11 protein-coding genes are annotated in these 16,836 nt (G+C 70.7%); 2 read left to right on the top strand and 9 right to left on the bottom strand.

Features of this window, described 5'->3' with window-relative positions; all coding sequences use genetic code 11:
• Window positions 1-234: 234 nt before the first annotated feature.
• Both Ssi02_RS35265 and Ssi02_RS35260 read left to right on the top strand, forming a co-directional pair.
• Entirely contained in the window at window positions 235-723 is a 489-nt protein-coding gene (locus Ssi02_RS35265; protein ID WP_204032235.1) for a GNAT family N-acetyltransferase, read from the top strand.
• A gap of 277 nt (window positions 724-1,000) precedes the next feature.
• Window positions 1,001-2,194: an esterase-like activity of phytase family protein gene (locus tag Ssi02_RS35260; RefSeq protein ID WP_204032234.1), complete on the top strand. Its 1,194-nt coding sequence runs from the start codon at window positions 1,001-1,003 to the stop codon at window positions 2,192-2,194.
• A gap of 643 nt (window positions 2,195-2,837) precedes the next feature.
• Here Ssi02_RS35260 and Ssi02_RS35255 read toward each other — a convergent pair.
• From Ssi02_RS35255 to Ssi02_RS35215, 9 genes are read right to left on the bottom strand one after another with little or no spacing between them, the layout of a single operon-like run.
• Window positions 2,838-3,107, bottom strand: a complete 270-nt coding sequence (locus Ssi02_RS35255) for a phosphopantetheine-binding protein (protein ID WP_239130288.1) — start codon at window positions 3,105-3,107, stop codon at window positions 2,838-2,840.
• Window positions 3,104-3,301: an MbtH family protein gene (locus Ssi02_RS35250; protein WP_204032232.1), complete on the bottom strand. Its 198-nt coding sequence runs from the start codon at window positions 3,299-3,301 to the stop codon at window positions 3,104-3,106. Before Ssi02_RS35250 ends, Ssi02_RS35255 begins: the two co-directional genes overlap by 4 nt.
• 34 nt (window positions 3,302-3,335) lie before the next feature.
• Window positions 3,336-4,364 (bottom strand): methyltransferase, encoded by a 1,029-nt coding sequence (locus tag Ssi02_RS35245; RefSeq protein WP_204032231.1) that lies wholly within the window; start codon window positions 4,362-4,364, stop codon window positions 3,336-3,338.
• Window positions 4,342-5,940: an MFS transporter gene (locus Ssi02_RS35240; protein ID WP_204032229.1), complete on the bottom strand. Its 1,599-nt coding sequence runs from the start codon at window positions 5,938-5,940 to the stop codon at window positions 4,342-4,344. Before Ssi02_RS35240 ends, Ssi02_RS35245 begins: the two co-directional genes overlap by 23 nt.
• Window positions 5,937-10,136: a non-ribosomal peptide synthetase gene (locus Ssi02_RS35235; protein ID WP_204032227.1), complete on the bottom strand. Its 4,200-nt coding sequence runs from the start codon at window positions 10,134-10,136 to the stop codon at window positions 5,937-5,939. The genes Ssi02_RS35240 and Ssi02_RS35235 overlap by 4 nt, the downstream gene beginning before the upstream one ends.
• The gene (locus tag Ssi02_RS35230) at window positions 10,133-10,762 is read right to left on the bottom strand and encodes a DUF6875 domain-containing protein (protein WP_204032224.1); all 630 of its coding nucleotides are present in this window, start codon (window positions 10,760-10,762) and stop codon (window positions 10,133-10,135) included. Before Ssi02_RS35230 ends, Ssi02_RS35235 begins: the two co-directional genes overlap by 4 nt.
• Window positions 10,749-12,104, bottom strand: a complete 1,356-nt coding sequence (locus Ssi02_RS35225; RefSeq protein WP_204032222.1) for an FAD-dependent oxidoreductase — start codon at window positions 12,102-12,104, stop codon at window positions 10,749-10,751. The genes Ssi02_RS35230 and Ssi02_RS35225 overlap by 14 nt, the downstream gene beginning before the upstream one ends.
• The gene (locus Ssi02_RS35220; RefSeq protein ID WP_204032220.1) at window positions 12,101-13,837 is read right to left on the bottom strand and encodes a condensation domain-containing protein; all 1,737 of its coding nucleotides are present in this window, start codon (window positions 13,835-13,837) and stop codon (window positions 12,101-12,103) included. The genes Ssi02_RS35225 and Ssi02_RS35220 overlap by 4 nt, the downstream gene beginning before the upstream one ends.
• On the bottom strand, window positions 13,834-16,836 hold the full coding sequence (locus tag Ssi02_RS35215) for a non-ribosomal peptide synthetase (protein WP_239130286.1): 3,003 nt from the start codon (window positions 16,834-16,836) through the stop codon (window positions 13,834-13,836). The genes Ssi02_RS35220 and Ssi02_RS35215 overlap by 4 nt, the downstream gene beginning before the upstream one ends.

The following is a 16,836-nucleotide window of genomic DNA, read 5'->3' as shown; positions in this document are numbered from 1 at the left end:
CCCACAGCCGCCCGGTCGATTGGGATGGGCGTGTTGTCCAGGAAGAGAAGGCATATCGCCGGGCTGCCGACAGCGTGATCAAGTAATGGCGAACGGCCCGGCGCACATACAAGTGCCTGTCCCGCGGATCACGTGGTCGATTCACGAGGCATCAGATGGTTCAGGCTCGGCCGGGCCACATCACGGTTCGAAACTCAGTTGCGGCCCCTATCTGGTTGACCCATGCTGGCGGCCATGCTGATCAGAGAGGCGACGCCGCACGACTGGCCCAGGATGTGGGCGTTCATGGAGGGCATCGTGCGAGCCGGGGAGACGTTCACGTGGGATCGGGACACCACCGAATCCCAGGCCAGGCAGATGTGGTTCCCGAAGTCGCCGGGCCGCACCTTCGTCGCCGTGGAGGCGGATGGAACCATCCTGGGCACAGCTAACAGCGTCCGCAACCACAGGGGCGGTGCCGCACATATCTCCGGGGCGAGCTTCATGGTCGCTCCGAGCCACTCCGGCCGGGGAGTCGGCAGAGCGCTCGGCGAGCATGTCCTGGAGCAGGCACGCAAGGACAACTTTCGAGCGATGCAGTTCAACGCCGTTGTGGAGACGAACACCCAGGCAGTGGCGCTGTGGAGGTCACTCGGCTTCGAAGTGATGACCACCCTCCCGGAGGGTTTCCATCATCCGGTTCACGGCTACGTCGGACTGCACATCATGTATCGGCGGCTTTGATCCACCTCGCACGTGGAACCGGTCCCGTCTTCCGGCCTCGGTGATGCCGACACGAGGCTGCTCGGAAGCAGTCTCGGAGCACGTGACCGGGTCGCGGAGCCAGGTGCGGATCGAGGCCGCATCTCCCCTTCCTGACTTGGCCAGGCTGACTTCTGCTTTGCCTCGCTTATGGAGGCTGTGCCGTACCTGCTCCAGCAGCAAGTCTTCGTTCCTTCCCCATCGTGAGGACGTCTGGCGTTATGACGGGATTAATGAGGGAAAGCCAAGCTTGCCGAACATGAAACGTGCACTGTTTGCCCTCGGTGTCGGCGCGCTGGTCGTCGGCTTGGCCGCGCCCGCTCTTGCCGATCCCGGGCCCGCCGAGTTCGGCCAGGCCACCCTTACGGGGTTCGCGTCGCTGCCGGCCGAGACCTTTGTGCCCGGCAGCGAGGCCTCCGGCGGTGGGCTCGGCACGAACCCCATCAACGGTCTCACTCCGCCCTTCGCCGGTCAGCCCGTACAGGGGTTCAGCGGCGTCGTCCGGCGGGACGGCGGCGTCTACGAGATGTTGTCCGACAACGGTTTCGGGAGGAAGGACAACAGTGCGGACTTCCTGCTGCGGGTGCAGCGGGTCAAGCCCGACCTGGGCAGCGGGCGGGTCGAGGTGGTCGGCGGCTTCAACCTGAGCGACCCCGACAAGCACATCACGTTCCCGCTCACCCGGGAGGACCGCAAGCTGACCGGCGCCGACCTCGACGTCGAATCGATCGTGCGCGCCCCCGACGGCACCTACTGGATCGGTGACGAGTTCGGACCGTTCCTGCTGCACTTCTCCTCGTCCGGCAAACTGCTCAAGGCGCCCGTCCCGCTGCCCGGGGTGCAGGCGCCGGAGAACCCCTTCCTGAACGGCGGCACCCCCAACCTGGGCCGCAGCAAGGGATTCGAGGGCATGGCCCGATCCTTGGACGGCAAGCGGCTTTACCCGCTGCTTGAGGGCACGATCACGGGCGACCCGGCGGGGACGCTGCGCATGTATGAGTTCGACGTCCGCAAGAAGGGCTATACCGGCAAACGCTGGACCTACCCGCTCGACGCGGCCACCCACGCCATCGGTGACGCGATCAGCGTCGACCGGCACCGCTTCCTGATCATCGAACGCGACGGCAAGCAGGGCGAGGCGGCCCAGGTCAAGAAGGTCTACCTGGTCGACAGCCGGGACCACGACCGCGACGGCCTCATGGACAAGACCCTGGTGGCCGACCTGCTCAACATCGCCAACCCCGACAAGCTCGGCGGCTTCGGGCAGACCTTCCGCTTCCCCTTCGAGACGATCGAGAGCGTGGCCATCCTCGACAGACACACCTTGATCATCGCCAACGACAACAACTTCCCGTTCTCGTCGGGCCGCACCCCTGGCAGGCCCGACAACAACGAGTTCATCACCATCAAGTTGACGCACCCGCTCCCCGCCTCGCCTCAGGCGATGAGCTGAGGTGACGCCGACGAGCCCCTTCCCGCCGCACTGGGAAGGGGCTCGTGGCACAGACGATCAGCCGGGCCTCCGCGCGGCGAACTCGAGGCTCTCCTCGGTCAGCTCCTTGACGTCCTCTCCCGGCTAAAGCCGGGAGAGGACAACCGTCACCGGCTGGGCTTCCTGCTTCACCGCCGGTCGCCTCGGTCAGCCCGACCTTCTCCGGCACGTCGTTCACCCGCCTGCGGGGAAGGCCGCGATCGCCACCCGCCTCCACGTCACAGACAGGGCGATCGGCAAAAGCCAACGACATCTTCGCCAAGCTGGGCCTCCCGCCCAGCGACGACCACAACCGCCGCGTCATGGCAGTCCTGGCCTATCCGGGGGCCGAGCCCGGATAGTCCTCGGTTCTCCTTCATCAGAAACCTCCGAGGAAACCCCCTTTCAGGCGGGGGAGGAATCGGATCCCATGCGGAGCAGGGCAGAGACACGCGCTTCGGCCGGTTCGGTTTGTGGCGGCCGGAGCCTGCCGTCTGTCGTGCAGGGTGGCCCCCCGCTCGGCACGGTCGGAGTCCGCCGCCGTCATACACGGCGCTCCCCGGTTCGGCACGGCTCCCGGTGAGGTCCTTGCCGCGCTCACCGGCAAGGACCTCACTCCTCCGGCCTACACGGGCTCGGGGCTCGACTCCGTGATGTAGGCGGCGAGGTCGTCGATGTTGTCCATCAACGAGGGGTTCTCCTCAAGGTCCACATACACCTGGAACTCCGATTCGACGGCGTCGAGGAGACGGAGCAGGGCCAGGGAGGTGACGCCGAGGGCGGACAGGGAGTCCGGTGCGGCGAGGATCTCGTCCACGCCGACCTCCTGCTCCGAGGCGGCCGAGGCGAGTTCGGCCAGTCTCATGCGGAGGCCGGAGGTGGTCGTGGTCGTCAACGTGTTTCCTCTCGAAGGCTCCGGGGGCGCATGTCGGTCCATGCCTGTTCGATGAAGTCCAGGCATTCCCTCTCGCTGGCGTAGTCGCCGCACGGATGCCAGCCGGGTGGGATCTCTCTGCCCTCGGGCCAAATGGAATATTGCTCCTCGTCGTTGATCACAACGACGTGCCTGCGGGAGTCGTCGTCCGTCATTTCTCTCCTCCTGAAAGACTTGGTCGGGTAGGAATCACTTGCTCGCGACGAGGAGGACGTGGCTGGGTGAGTCCTTCAGGACGACGCGTTGGGGCGGGGTGCATCCGGCTTCGCCGATCCAGGCGGCCAGTTCGGCGGGTGAGTGGAGCCGGCCTCCTTGGGTGTGGTGGAGGTTGAGGGCGAAGCAGTGGGAGAACGCGTTCTCGACCACGCCGGCGTCGGGGTCGGGATAGCGTTCCAGCACGATGAGTTTCCCGCCGGGGCGCAGGGCGTCGGCGGCGCCGCGGATCAAGGCCCGGGCCTGGTCGGCGGGGAAGGTGTGGATCATGCGGAAGAGCAGGACGGCGTCCTGGTCGCGGAACTCCACCTCACCGCGCAGGTCCGCTCCGTGCAGCGTGACACGGTCGGACAGGCCCGCGGCGGTCGCGGTCTCCCCCGCGATGACGAGCACCTCGGGGCGGTCGACCACAGTGGCCGACAAATCCCCATATTTCTGGCAATAGGCGACGCTGAAGGATCCGTGGCCGCCGCCCAGGTCGAGCAGCCTGGTGGCCCCCGCGGGCAGGGGCACGGCTTCGACGATGTCACGGGCGAGCCAGTCGACCACGACACGCTGGAGGTCCTGAAACTTGGCCAGAGTCTCGGGGCGATCGGCCATCCAGGTGTAGAAGTCAACGGTGGGGCGGCCGGTGCGGATGGACTCCTCAAGGTCTTCCCAGAGCCGGCCGACCAGGATGTGCCAGAAGAGCATGATGTCGCGATAGCCGGCCCGCAGCGGCTCGGCTGCCACCCCGTTGGCATAGGTCCTTCCGTCGTGCCGGAGATAGCCGACGCTGCATAGAGCGTCCAGCAGCAGCTCCAACGCGTGCGGATCGGTGGACAGCACGGTGGCGAGGTCTTTCGCGGTGCGAGGGCCGTCGGCCAGCGCGTCGAAGACGCCGAGCCGCACTCCCGCGACGGCGATGCGGAAGGCCATCATGCCCACCAAGTCCACATGTGGGGCGGGGGCCTCCCCCGTCGTGAGGTAGCGGCGGGCCTCGTCAGCTGGCAGGTTGATCGGCATGGCGTTTCCTCGTCTCATCGGAGGCGGAGTCGGAAATATCGGCGGCCGAGCCGGGAAGGTCGGCCGACACGCGAGTGCCGGCGGCGGAGTCGGGAGGGGCGACCGCCACGCGGGTGTCGGCGGCCGACTCGGGAGGGGCGACCACGACGCGGGCATCGGCGGCCGGCTCCGGAAGGGCAGTAAGGCGTTCGCCTTCGCGGACGTCCGGAGCAGGGCTGTCCGGAGCAGAGCCGCCAGAAGCAGAGCCGTCAGGAGCAAGGCTGTCGGAAGCAAGGCTGTCGGGAAGAGCATCGGGCAGGTCGGTTTCCAGATTGCGCAGCCGCGGCAGCAGATACACGACCGCCCCAAGGCCGATCAGCAGCGCACCGTCCACCAGAAAGATGAGCGCCGTGCCCCGCCCAGGCCCCACCCCGACGACCGCACCGACGGTCCCGGCCAGCACTCCCCCCGGCTGCAAAAGCGGGTTGACCACATGTTCCGCAAGCGGCCCCCCCGTCAAGTACGCCAAAGGCATGGCGGACTGCCCCACAAGCCTGGCCGCGGAGAGCACACGCCCCTGCGCCGTCGGCGCGGTCTTGGTCTGCAGGATGGTCATCACACACCCACTGACAATGGGCAGCGTGAAAAGAAAAGCGGGAGCCGCCACCGCGAGCACAAAAGCCGAGGGCCAGGGCGCGTGCAAAATCAAGGCGGCGCCGCCGAAAAGCATAAACAGGTAGACACCGGTCATCTTCCGCCGCGGACCACCCCAGGCCCCCATGACCAGACTGCCGACGAACAGACCGCCCCCGCCGAAGAACATCAGCACGCCAAGAGCGGTGGCACTGGTGAAGGACAGGATGAGCGGCCGCACAAGCCCACCCGCCATGGCGAACAGGAAGTTGAACCCGGCGAAGACGACGACCAGCATGAGCAGCCCGTTACGGCCGCGCAGATAGCGGAACCCGAAGGTCAGATCGCTGCCGAACGACGACCGATCGCTCTTCCTGCCGGGACGGGTGACCTCGGCCGGAAGCTTGATCAGCAGGAGCGCGATGAGGGCCACGGCGAAGGAGGCAAGGTCGAGGGCGAGCACCCCGACTAGGCCGACGCCGTCGAGGAGCGCCCCCGCGGCGAGCGGCGCGGCGATCTGCGCCCCCCAGGCCGTCTGCATAAGCCCGTTCGCCCTGGCCAGATGGCGTTTGGGGATGAGCAGCGGAGTCATGGCCTGGTAGGCCGTGAGCTGGAACGACCCGGCAGCCGACCCCACGGCGGAGCCCAGGTAGATGTGCCACACCTCCAGCCCGCCGGTGTAGATCAGCAGGCCGAGCACGGCGGTGACCACGGCGGCGGCGGTGTCGCTGACGATCAGGATGGTGCGCCGGTCGAACCGGTCGGCGATCGCACCCGCGAACGGCGCCACCACCATGCCCGGCAGAAAGGCGCAGAACATCGCCAGCGCGAGCTGGGTCTCCGAGCCGGTCAGCTGATAAACCCAGACACCGAGCACGAAGCCGGTGATGCTGGACCCGACTCCGGAGACGAGTTCCGCGAGCCAGATGCCCCCGAACTTGAGCACGTCAGGTGAGGGCCTCATGTCAGCTGCTCCAGGTAGCGGTCGAGGAGGATGTGTGCGGACGGCGGCGGGGCGATGCCGGCCGCCGCGAGGGTGCCGGCGGTTCGCCGGCAGTCGAAGTGCGGCCGGGGCCACTGCGGCGTCTCTTCTGGCAGGTTCGCCGCGAACGGCGCGATGGCTACCTCCCCCAGGCGTTTGAGTACGGTGCCCCGCCACGCCGGCCAGGGCACCAGGTCGACGTCCATACCGCGCGCCGACATGGCGGCGGCGATCTGCTCGTAGGACACCATGGCGTCGTTGAAGTAGTGGTAGTCGCGCCCGGTTGACTCGGGGTCGGAGACGAGGTGGGCGATGGCCGCGGCGACGTGGTCGACCGGCGAGAGGTCCTCGTGGAAGGGCAGGTCGGGCACCATGCCGATCTGGCGGAAGGTGGTGAGGAGGCGGGTGAAGTAGTCACCGGGGTTGCCGCGTCCTGTACGGCTGTCGCCCGCGATGCGGGCGGGGCGGTGAACCGACACGGCCAGGCCGTGTTCACGCGCCAGCCGTACAAGCCGGTCGGCGACCCATTTGCTCTGGTCGTAACCCCCGTCGAGTCCCCGGGGATCGTCGGGGGCGTCGCTCTCGGCGACCGGGCGGCCCTGGTAGGCGGTGCCGAGGAAGACGCCGAGGCTGGAGACGAGGTGCACGGGGATCGACGGGCGGCGGGCGGCCAGCGTGAGGATTTCGCGGGTGCCGCCCACGTTGGCGGGACGCAGCCGGTCGTAGGGGTGGAGGAAGTTGACGGTCCCGCCGTTGTGGCAGATGACGTCGGGACGCAGGGCGTCGAGGTCGGCGGAAGACAAGCCGAGCCCGGGGACCGACAGATCGCCGGGAAGAGCGGTGACTCTGCCGACGAGGTCGTCGTGCGGGAGCCCGTAGCGGGCCAGGGCGGCACGGAGCCGCTCCCTCCCGGTTTCCGGATCCTGAGCGCGGATCAAGCAGACGACCTTTTTTGCGCCGCGGTTCAGGAGACCGGCGAGAAGGTGGGCGCCGAGGAAACCGGTGGCCCCGGTCAGCAGCACGGTCGCGTCGGTGATCTTCCAGGATCTATGGACGGACGGGGAGAACGTGGAAGGAAGGGCCGCTTCAGCGTGCAGGTCCACCGTCGTGGCGGCGGGCCGCCCGGAGCTGATCGAGGCGGCGAGCCCCGCCAGGTCGGGCGTCTCGAACAGGTGGCGCACCGGCAGCGACACACCGAAAGTGCGGGCGACGCGGGCGAGGAGGGGCGCCGCGACGAGCGAGTGGCCGCCCAGAGCGAAGAAGTTGTCGTGGCGCCCGACGCCTTCCACACCGAGGGTCTCGGCCCAGATCTCGGCGAGTGTCGTTTCGACCGCGCCCACGGGTGCGGTGAAGGAACGGGTGGTGCCGACCGGTGGGAGGGCACGCTCGTCGACCTTGCCGTGGGCGGTGAGCGGCACCCGGTCGAGGGGGGCGAAAACTGCGGGGATCATGTGTTCCGGCAGCCGCCGCCGCAGGAAAACGCGCAGGTCACCGGGCTCACCGCCGGGCCCGACGAGATAGCACGCCAGCCGGTCGCCGTGGGCCACGGCCACGGCCTCGCGCACCGCCGGATGCCGCATGACGGCGGCCTCGATCTCGCCGAGCTCGATGCGGTGCCCTCTGATTTTGACCTGCCGGTCACTACGCCCGAGGAACGCCAGCGTGCCGTCGGACAGGTAGCGTGCGCGGTCCCCGGTGCGATACATGCGGGCGCCCGGCTCGCCGCTGAAGGGGTCGGGGACGAAGGACGCGGCGGTCTGTACGGCGTCGCCCAGATAGCCGCGTGCGACGCAGCCACCCCCCAGGTAAAGCTCACCGGGCACGCCGATCGGCGCGAGTCCGCCGTCCAGGTCGACCACATATGCCCGCACATGTGGAAGCGGCAGGCCGATCGGGAGCTGGGTGGCGTTTCCCGCTTCTGCGCCGTCGACCGTCCGGTGCACGGTGGCGCAGACGGTCGCCTCGGTCGGTCCGTAGTGGTTGTAGAGGGGGATCCGCCCGCCGGTGATCCGGGCCCAGTCCCGCACGACCGCCAGCGGCACACTCTCCCCGCCGACCATCAACTCACGCACCGGCCAGTCCTCGGGAACGGTGTGCAGCCCCGCGGTCCAGTGCCGCCACAGGGCGACCGGGGCGTCGACGGCGGTGACACCGTGGCGTGTGCAGAAGGACACCAGCTCCGCGCCGTTCAGCGACGCCGGGTCGGGGTGCAGCACGAGGGCCGCACCGCCGGTCAGCGCGGGGAAGAGGTCGCCGACCGAGGCGTCGAAGGTCAGCGGCGGCAGCATGAGCACCCGCTCCCCGGGCGCGAAGCAGCGGTGCGCCGCCTGGAACGACCGGGTGAGGGCGGCGACCGTGGCGTGGGGCACCATGACGCCCTTGGGCCGACCGGTCGAGCCGGAGGTGAACACGACGTAGGCGAGGTGATCCGGCGCCACGGCGGCGTCCGGCGGGCGGGCGTCCTCCTCCTTGTCGAGCACGAGGACGCGGCCGGGATAGCCGCCGGGATCGGCCCCCTCGGTGGTGACCAGGGCGGGCGGGGTGGCCTGCCCCAGCATCGCCGCCAGCCGGTCGGGCGGGTGGGCCGGGTCCAGCGGAACGTAGGCGCATCCCGCCTTCAGCACCCCCAGCAGGGCGATCACGGCCTCCGCCGAGGTCGGGAACAGGACGGCGACCGGTGTCTCCGGGGGCAGGTCCAGCGCGCGCAGGCGGTGGGCCAGGCGGTTGGCGCGCCGGTCGAGTTCACCGTAGGTCAGCGTGCCGGACTCGCTGATCACCGCGGGCGCCAGCGGGTTCTCGGCACTCCTGAGAGCGACCAGTTCGCAGACAGGCGGGCCGTCCGTGAGCCGGTCGCCGCCGGTGCCGACGATCGTACGGCGTTCGGTGTCGCTCAGCAGGGGGATGTCCCACAGCGGGGTCTCGACGTCCTCCGCCATCGCGGTGAGGATCCGGACCAGGTGGTCGGCATACCGGGCCGCGCTCACCTCGTCGAACAGGTCGGCGTCGTAGTGGAGGTGCAGGCTGAACTCGGCCCCGTCCACGGCCAGCACGGTCAGGTCGAACCGCGCGGGAAGGGGAGCGGCGGCGAAGGGCTCCACGGTCAGCTCGGGTGTGCGGCGCCCCAGGCCGGGGTCCTCGGAGTCCACGACCACCATCACCTGGAACACCGGGTTGACGCCCAGGCCGCGCTGTGGCGCCGTCATCTCCACGACCCGGTCGAAGGGGAACAGGTGGTGGCCGAGGCCGCCCAGGGTGGTGCGGCGCACGCGGCGGAGCGCCTCCCGGATCGCCGGGTTCCCGGTCAGGTCGGTGCGCAGGGCGAGGGTGTTGACGAACATCCCCACCGTGCTCTCGAACCCCTCGGTGCGGGCGGCCACGGGCGATCCCACCACGACGTCCTGCTGTCCGCTCTCCCTGGCGAGGAGGATCTTCACCGCGGTCAGCAGCACCATGAACAGGGTGCAGCGTTCCCGCCGCGCGGCGGTGCGTACGGCATGAGCCAGCTCGGGCGTGAGCCGTACCTTGAGCTCGGCTCCGCGCCGCTCCGCGGCGGGCGTGCGGGGGCGGTCGGCGGGCAGCCCCACCAGTTCGGGGGCGCCGGTGAGGTGCTCCTTCCAGTAGGCCCGGTCGTCGTCCTCGCGTGCGGAGGCCGGGCCGGCGGCGGCGTAGGCGGCGAACGGCTCGCCCGGATCGGGCAGGTCCGGCTCGCGCTCCCGCCTGCGGGCCGCGTAGCAGGCGAGCAGGTCCCCGGCGACCGTGGCCATCGAGGGGCCGTCGCACACGATGTGGTGGGCGCAGAGCACGAGCACGTGGTCACGGGGGGCGAGGCGGATGAGCGCGGAGCGGAAGAGCGGAGCCCGCGCCAGGTCGAACGGGGCGGACACGATCCGGCCCGCGAGTTCCCGCGCCCGGTCGAGATCGGCGGCCTCGTGGATCTCCAGCGGCACGTCGATCGCACCGGGGTCGTGCACGATCGACGCGGGCTCGCCCTCTGTGTCCACCACCGCGGTCCGCAGGGCGTCGTGCCGGGCGACGACCGTCCGCAGGCCGTGTTCCAGGGCCGCGGCGGAAAGGGGGCCGGTGAGGCGGTAGGCGTGCCAGGTGAGGTAGGTGGCTCCGCCGGTGCCTGCCTGCTCCAGGAACCACAGCCGGTGCTGTGCCGGGGTCAGGGGAATCACCGCTGCACCGCCAGCATGCCGCGCAGGTGCGAGGGGACGGAGTCGGCGAAGAGCCGCAGGTAGGCGGCGACGGAGTCGGGGTCGTCGCGCAGGAACGGCAGGTCGGTGGACACCATGTGGCGAATCGCCAGCAGGGGCACCGGGCAGCGCAGGGGGCGCATTTCGGGGTTCCACAATCCGCCTTTGTCCGGCGGGCCGTCGTGAAACTCGCCGATCATGAGCCCGTGCTGCACGTAGGCGGGTTTGAGGAGGCGTTGCGCGTCGTCGATGAGGTGGTAGTCGTCCTTCTCCAGGGACGGGAAGGCGATGAGGATCGCGGTGAAGAGCGAGCGCGGGCTCCCGCGGGGGGCGAGCTCCACGAACCAGTCGCGATACAGCTCTAAAGAGGCGGCCAGCGCCTCGGCACTGGCCGGCACGTCCTCGCGGACGGAGATGTAGAACTGCTCCTTGTCGATGGAGGTCTGCGCGTAAGGGCAAACCGGCCCGCGGCGGCCGAGGTCGGGGTGGGGCCGGCAGAGATATTCGCGTGCCCAGCGGAGGAGCACGCGGGGGGCCGGCTCGTGGGGTGGCTCGATGTCGGACACTTCCAGCAGGCGGAGGGCCACATCGGTCTCATGAGTTATCACTGGTCAGCGCTTCCTTGCCACGGGGAATGCGATGAAAGGCGGCACCGGCTGCGAAGGCGGCTCCGGCAGCCAGCCCCCAGCCGAGGCGGCGCAGCAGGTCGTCCTGTTGTTGCGCGCGGCGCAGTGCCTCTGCATAGGGCGTGGTGGTGTGGGAGATCATGGTATATAACGGCACCCAGCTACGCGGGAAGAACCGGTTGAGCAGCAGGTCCACCCGTCTTCGGGCGAGGTGGAGCGGTGAGCGCACACGGTCGCGCAACTCGAGGAAGTTCTGGGCGGACAGGTCGGCGAGCACGTCGGTGTGCGGCCGGCGGAGGCGTTCGAAGTGCTGGAAGGCGGCGGCCATGTCGCCGGGGTGGCGGCGCAGGCACTCGTCGAGCACCAGGCAGTCCTCGAAGGCCGAGTTCATTCCCTGGCCGTAGAACGGATAGACGGCGTGGCAGGCGTCGCCGAGGAGCACGACGGTGTCGCCGTGGTGCCAGGGTGCGGTGCGGATCGTCACGAGGTGGCCGACGGGGTGGGCAGCGAACTCGGTGACGAGGTCGGGGATGAGCTCCGGGATGTCCGGGAAGCGGGTGCCGAAGAAGGCGACGACGGATTCTGGGGTGGCGAGGCCCTCGAAGTCGCCGTGGGGCAGGAAGAGGGTGCAGGTCAGCGAGTTGTCGTGGTTAGGGTGAGCCACGATGAGCGCGCCCTCGGCGGGCCACACGTGCAGCGCCTCGATCTCGGTGCGGGGGCCGCCGCCGGGCGCGGGGGGTATGGTCAGCTCCTTGTACCCCCAGGGGAGGAACTCCTGGCGATAGTCCGCCGCCCGGCCGCGCTGCATCTCCTGGCGCACCTTGGAGAACGCGCCGTCGGCGCCGATGACGTAACCGGCTTTGACCTCATACCTTGCGCCGTCGGGGTCGGCGACGGTGAGCACGGCGTTGTCCCTGTCCACGGCCACGCACCGCGCGCCGAAGGTGAAGCGCACGCCGGGGTAGGCCGCGGCCTGCTCGATGAGGAGGCGGTTGAGGTCGCTCCGCCGTACCGAGTGGAGGATCTCGCGCTCGTTGACGCCGTAGGGCTGGAACAGCGGTGGGCGGCCGGGCCGGTGGATCATGCGGCCGCGCATGGGCACGGTGCGGCCGGAGAGGGCGTGGGCGAGGCCGACGTGTTCGAGGGCGCGCAGTCCTCTGGCGGACATGCCGAGGTTGAAGGAGCGGCCGCCGGCGTCGCCGGGTTCGAGGCGGGGGTCGGGGCGGCGTTCGTAGACCTCGACCTCGTGCCCGTGCCGGGCGAGGAGCAGGGCCATGAGCGAGCCCGCGAGGCCCGCCCCGACGATGACGACCGGCCGTGTCATGGCGCCTCCCGCACGGTGAGTTCCCTTCCGCTGCCCTCGGCCAGGACGGCGGCCCGGGCCCACCGCGCGGGGTCGTGGGGGTCGGGCGGGGCATGCGCGCAGACGACGTAGTGGTGGGGGGTCATCGCCGACTCCCGGTCGGGCAGCAGGGCACGGCAGGCGGCGTGGATCTCGGCGGGGGTGGGCGGGTCGCCTTTGGGGACGAGGTAGGCGACAAGCCGCTCCCCCTCGGCGAACACCTCTCCGGCTTCGAGGTCGAGTGCCTCGTGCAGGAGGGCGCGCACGTCGTCGAGGTCGACCCAGCAGGCGTCGGCGAACCGCCAGCGGTCTCCCCGTTCGACCGGCGTCACTCCGGTGATCTCCTCCAGCCGTCCGAGGTCGACGTCGGTGCCGGCCGCCGCGGCCAGCACCGACTCGGCGCCGCGCAGGAATGCCTCGATGCCGGGGGCGGGGAGGCGGCGGGTGTCGGCCCACAGGACGAACTCGGCCGTGTCATCGAGGCGGTTCACATAGAAGACAAAACGGGCGGGCACGAATCCGGCGGGAAGCCAGGTGAACTCCGTCTCCCCCTCCTGCCGCGCCCGTGCCGCTTTGGCCGGACGGCCGGCGGCCGAGTAGTCGCTCTGGTCGTTGAAGACGCAGTCGCGGGCGAAGTTCGTGCCACGCGTACGGTCGACCGTCTCGACCGTCTCCCACAGCCGAATCGCGTCGAACTGGCTGTGCCGGTAGGCGCCGATCGCGCTAGACCAGGTCTTGCGCACCAGCGTGTCGAAGGTGGGCGCCGAAAGGTCCAGCAGGAGCAGCGCGTCCTGGGCGAGCGGACCGACGTAGTCGCGGAGTTCGGGGGCCGAACGGTTGCCCGCCACGGAGGTGATGAGGCAGGTCCGCCGGTCGGCGCGGAGCCCGATCAGCGCCGCCACGGTGGCCAGCACGACGGCAGACGGGCTGGTGCGGGTGCGCGCGGCGACGGCGGCGGCGCCCGCGGCGGCGAGGCGGGACCGCAGCCGGGCGGAGCGGTAGACGGCGCGCCCTGCCGGGTGGAGCGGGACCGCGAACATGCTCTGCGGCCCGCGGGTCAGCCGCTCACGCCAGTGCCGCAGCGCCGCGTCGGCGCGGCGCCTCCCGAGGTCGGAACGCTCCACCTCGGCCTGGTCGATCGGCTGGCGTGCGGGCGGGACGGCGCGGGTGCCCGGGGTCAGGAGGTGCTCGAACCGCCGCAGCAGAATCCAGACGCTCGCGGCGTCGACCGCCAGGTGGGAGAACACGAAGACCACCTTGACGGGCACATCCTCCCGGGTGACGACGCCGACCCGGAGGGGGGCCGGCTCTGCCGGGTCGAACCTGGCGCTGGTGTAGCGGGCGGCGAGGTCGGCCGCCTCCTCGTCCGCGGCGTCGCCGGCCTCGTGGACGGAAAGCGGGATCGTTCCCGACCCGGCGACATGCTGGACGGGGTCGTCGCCGAGGGTGAACCCCGTCCTGAGCGACTCATAGGCGGTGAGCAGGCCGGCGACCGCCCGTGTGACGTCGTCGAGGCCGGTGCCGGCGGGCAGGTCCACGATCTGCCAGAGGGTGAAGTTGTGGCCGTCTGTGGTCTGGTGCCGCATGGCGCGGAGCACGTTCCGCTGCGACATGGTGACGGGCCCCGACCGGGCGCCGGCCCCGGTGTAGGCAACCGGGATCCGCTTCGTGACCGGCGGGAACGTTCCCCGTCCCGTGCGACCGTCGTCTGTCATAAGCGTCCGGCCTCCTGGAGCACGACGGCGGTGATGCCCGCCGGAGTCGGATAGTCGAACACCGTGTCCAGCGAGACCTCGACGCCGGTCGCGCGGCGGATCGCGGCGATGATGCGGGTCACGGTGAGCGAGTGCGCGCCGAGTTCGAACAGGTCGTCGTCGGGCCCGATCGCCTCGGCTCCGAGCGCCTCGCCGCAGATCTCGATGATCTGCCCCGCCACGCCGGAGTGCTCCGCGGGGGCCGGCTCGGCCGCGGCGGGCGCGGGGCCGGGGAGTGCGGCCCGGTCGAGCTTGCCGTTCGGGTTCAGCGGAAACCCGGAAAGGACGACGTACGCCGAAGGCACCATGGCCGTGGGCAGCGTGCCGGCCAGGTGCCGTTTGAGGTCGTCCACCGGTGGGATCGCGCCGCGCGGCACCACGTAGGCGATGAGGCGCCCGTCGCGGTGGACGACCGCGGCCTGGCGCACGCCGGAGTGCTCAAGGAGCCGCGACTCGATCTCGCCGAGCTCCACCCGGTGTCCGCGGATCTTGATCTGGTTGTCGGCGCGGCCGAGGAACTCAAGAGTGCCGTCGCCCCGCCAGCGGACCCGGTCACCGGTGCGATAGAGCCGCGCCCCGGCGGGGCCGTACGGGTCGGGCACAAAGCGCTGCGCCGTGAGTCCCGGGCGGCGGAGATATCCGCGTGCGACGCCGTCGCCGCCGATGAAGAGCTCGCCGGGCACGCCGATCGGCAGCAGGTCGAGACCGGGGCCGAGCACCCGGACGGTGGTGTTCGCGATGGGCCCGCCGATCCCGACGTGCTCCGGCTCGGGGGGCACCTCGTCGGCGGTGGACCAGATCGTGGTCTCCGTCGGGCCGTAGACGTTGACCAGCCGCCGGACGCGGGCCCGCAGATCGCGGGCGAGCCCCGCCGGCAGGGCCTCGCCCCCGCTGAGCGCGCTGATCGTCTCGTCGGCGAAGCCGCACTCAAGCAGCAGCTCCCACCCGGAAGGTGTCGCCTGCACATGGGTGACTCCCTCATCCGCGATCAGGCTGCGTACGGCACTGCCGTCCCTGGCCGTGCCCGGCGGCACGACGACCAGGCGCCCGCCGGTGGCCAGCGGGAGGAAGACCTCCAGGGCGCTGATGTCGAACGACGGTGAGGTCAGCCCCAGCCACACGTCGCCGGCCGAGGATCCGAGCCGGTCGGCCATCGCGAGCAGCAGGTTGGCCAGGGACCGGTGCTCCACCTGCACGCCCTTGGGGCGGCCGGTCGAGCCGGAGGTGTAGATGGTGTAGGCGAGGTCGCCGCTGCGGGGCGGGGTGGGCGGGGCCGCCGTCGTCGGCCGCACGTCGCCGAGTCGCAGCACCGTGGCATCGGTGCTGAAGGGAAGGTCTCCTACCGACAGCACCACGGAGGGGGCGGCGTCCTCCAGAATCATCTGCAGCCGGGCCGGCGGATGGGCGGGGTCGAGCGGCAGGTAGGCGCCGCCCGCTTTGAGCACTCCGAGCCAGGCGGCCACCATCTCGATGGAGTTGCCCTCGTGCACCGCGCAGAGGGTGTCGCGCGCGTCGCCCAGCCGTGCCGCGACGCCGTTGGCGAGCGCGTCCAGCTCGGCGTAGCTGACGCGGCGCTCCCCGTCGATCACGGCGGGCCTGCCCGGGTTGGCCTGGACCTGCCGCGCGATCATGGCCACCACCGGTTCCGCGGTGAGGTGGGGGGCGCGTGTCACGCTCCAATCGGCGACGACGTTGTGGCGTTCCTCCGCGCCGAGCACCTCCAGGTCGGCCAGGCGGGTGCGCGGGTCCTTGACGACGGCGGCCAGCAGGGTCCGCAGGTGCCCGCCGATCCTCTCCACGTCGTCCGCGCCGAGCAGCGCCGGGGCGTATTGCAGCTTGAGCACGAGCTCCGAAGGGCCCTCCACCGCCTGGATGTGGAGGGGGTTGCGGCTGCCGCCGCACCACAGGGTGCGGTCGACGACCGCCGCGGCCCCGGCGAAGACGGGGTCGGTGTCGTGCCTGCGGTAGCTGAGGGAGACGGGCGCGAGGGCGGTGCGCGGCGTCAGCCCGGGTACGGCGCGGGCCAGGGGCACGGCGCGCACGGCGTACATCTGCCTGACGTCGCGCCGGACCAGGCGGGCGAAGTCCGCGAAACTCATCTCGGGGGCGGGGCTGGTGAAGACGGGGAGTTCGTTGACGAACAGCCCGATGTGGTCGCGGGTGCCGGCGGTCCTGGTGCTGAGGTCGATGGCGATCGCCGGCGCCGCTGTGCCGTACCTGAACAGCAGGGTGTGCAGGGCGGCGAGCAGGACCTCGAAGTGGGTGAGGCCGAGCTCCGCGGCCGTCGCGGCGAGCCCGTTGAACTCCTGCTCGACGATGACCGAGGCGATCTCGGCGCCGCCCTCGGCGTGCCCGGGGCGCAGGCCTGGGAGCACGGCCTCGGGCTCGCGAAACCTGGGCGCCCAGTAGGCCCGCGCGTCGGGGAGTGCGCCGCCGACGGCGGTGTGCTCGGCGGCGGCGTGCTCGGCGTAGCCGGTCTCAAGTGGCGGGAGCCCGGGGTCGCCGCCGTGCGAGCGCGCGTTGTAGAAGGCGGCCAGGTCGCGGACGAGGATGTCTTTGGAGATGCCGTCGAACACCAGGTGGTGGCCGGTGAAGAGCAGCACGCACCGCCCGGGGGCGGGCAGGAGCAGGTGGAATCTCGCGAGGGGGCCGCGGGCCGGGTCGAAGGCCCGCCGGGTCTCCTCACGCATACGTTCGGCGAGGCGGCTCTCCGGCACGTGCTCGATTGCGACGGTGGGGCGGGTGGCCGCGGGGACGGGCTCGGGCACGCCGTCGCGCTCGGCGACGGCGGTGCCGAGCACGGGGTGCCGTGTGATCACGTCCTCGCAGGCCGCCGCCAGGGTGTGTACGGCGGGAGCCCCCTTAAGGTCGATGCTGAGTGCCATGTGGTAGGCCGGGCCCACATCCGCGGCCCGCTCGGTGATCCAGATGCCGTGCTGTGCGAGTGAAGCCGGGGGCAA

It is taken from the genome of Sinosporangium siamense (genome assembly GCF_016863435.1).
GTDB lineage: Bacteria > Actinomycetota > Actinomycetes > Streptosporangiales > Streptosporangiaceae > Sinosporangium > Sinosporangium siamense.
Note: the sequence above shows the minus strand (reverse complement) of the source record. Positions and strands in the feature narration are given on the sequence as shown.

What these genes read in the sequence shown, in the direction of transcription:
- Ssi02_RS35245 (WP_204032231.1), bottom strand. Translation starts at nt 4,364, where the DNA reads ATGCCGATCAACCTGCCAGCTGACGAGGCCCGCCGCTACCTCACGACG.
- Ssi02_RS35250 (WP_204032232.1), bottom strand. Translation starts at nt 3,301, where the DNA reads ATGACGGACGACGACTCCCGCAGGCACGTCGTTGTGATCAACGACGAG.
- Ssi02_RS35265 (WP_204032235.1), top strand. Translation starts at nt 235, where the DNA reads ATGCTGATCAGAGAGGCGACGCCGCACGACTGGCCCAGGATGTGGGCG.
- Ssi02_RS35220 (WP_204032220.1), bottom strand. Translation starts at nt 13,837, where the DNA reads ATGACAGACGACGGTCGCACGGGACGGGGAACGTTCCCGCCGGTCACG.
- Ssi02_RS35260 (WP_204032234.1), top strand. Translation starts at nt 1,001, where the DNA reads ATGAAACGTGCACTGTTTGCCCTCGGTGTCGGCGCGCTGGTCGTCGGC.
- Ssi02_RS35240 (WP_204032229.1), bottom strand. Translation starts at nt 5,940, where the DNA reads ATGAGGCCCTCACCTGACGTGCTCAAGTTCGGGGGCATCTGGCTCGCG.
- Ssi02_RS35225 (WP_204032222.1), bottom strand. Translation starts at nt 12,104, where the DNA reads ATGACACGGCCGGTCGTCATCGTCGGGGCGGGCCTCGCGGGCTCGCTC.